The 1,466-nt window shown below is 68.0% G+C and carries 1 protein-coding gene; it reads right to left on the reverse strand.

Annotated features, from left to right (window positions below; genetic code table 11):
* The coding region (locus ABZ860_RS42775) for a sugar ABC transporter ATP-binding protein (RefSeq protein WP_357232597.1) at window positions 1-1,466 on the reverse strand (1,466 nt) is incomplete at both ends.

Consider the following 1,466-nt stretch of genomic DNA (forward strand, 5'->3'; position numbering starts at 1 on the left):
CCCGCGGAGACCATCACCAGATCGAGCACCCGATGCTCGTCCAGGTCCTCGGCCGGCGCCTCATGGACGATCCGGCCCTCACGGATGACCAGCACCCGATCGGCCAGCCCCAGCACCTCGGGCACCTCGCTGGACACCAGCAACACCCCGATGCCGTCATCGGCCAGCCTGCGCACCAGCGCATACAACTCAGCCCGCGCCCCGACATCCACACCACGCGTCGGCTCATCCAGCAACAACAACTTGCGGTCCTCGGCCAGCCACCGCCCCAGCACCGCCTTTTGCTGGTTACCACCCGACAACGTCCGAATCGGCCGCCGCGGATCCGGCGGACGAATGTCCAACGCCTCCGACAACCGCTTGGCCTCGGCGAACTCCGCCCGGCGATCCAGCCACCCCAGCCACCGCGGCCGCGTATACCGGCCCAAACTCGCCAGCGTGATGTTCTGCGCCACCGGATGATCCAGCAGCAACGCCTGCGCCTTACGCTCCTCCGGCGCAAGACCCATCCCCATCCGCACCGCCCGGGTCGTACTCCCCCCACGCACCACCCGACCGTCCAGCACCACCCGGCCACTGGCCCGCCGCGCCCCGTAGATCGCCTCGATGATCTCGCTACGACCCGACCCGACCAACCCCGCCAACCCGACGATCTCCCCCGCCCGGATGCTGAACGACACATCCGCAAACCGGCCCGGCAGCGTCAGCCCCTCCACCCGCAACACCTCAGGCCGCCCCTCATGAGCGTCCCGGCCCGGCCGCGACGGAAAGACATACTCCACATTCCGCCCCGTCATCAACGCCACGATCTGCGAAGTCGGCGTGTCCTTGGCCGCCAGCCCCACCGCGACCGTCCGCCCGTCCTTCAACACCGTGACCCGATCCCCGATCTGACGGATCTCCTCCAGCCGATGAGAGATGTAGATCACCGCCACACCCGCAGAGGTCAGATCCCGAATCACCCGAAACAGGTTCTCCACCTCGTCATGCGCCAACGCCGCCGACGGCTCGTCCATGATGATCAACCGAGCCGAATGCGACAACGCCCGCGCCATACTGACGATCTGCTTGTGCGCCGGCGACAACCGGCCCACCTCCGTACGCGGCCGGATCTCCCCATGCCCCAGCCGCCCCAGCAACTCAGCCGCCGCCCGATCGGCCTCGGCCCGCCGCGAAAACCCCCACCTGGCCATCTCATGACCGAGGAAGATGTTCTCCGACACACTCAACCCGTCCACCAGGTCGAGCTCCTGATAAATAGTGGCGATGCCATGCCCCATCGCCGCGGTCGGCGGCGCCAGCCGCACCGGCGAACCGTCCAGCAGCACCTCCCCCTCATCCGGCGCATGCGCACCCGACAAAATCTTGATGAGCGTGGACTTCCCGGCACCGTTCTGGCCGAGCAGACAATGCACCTCCCCGGCCCTGACCTCAAGGTCCACGCCGTCCAGCGCACGCACGCCGGG

Source organism: Microbispora sp. NPDC046973 (genome assembly GCF_040644495.1).
Classification (GTDB): domain Bacteria; phylum Actinomycetota; class Actinomycetes; order Streptosporangiales; family Streptosporangiaceae; genus Microbispora.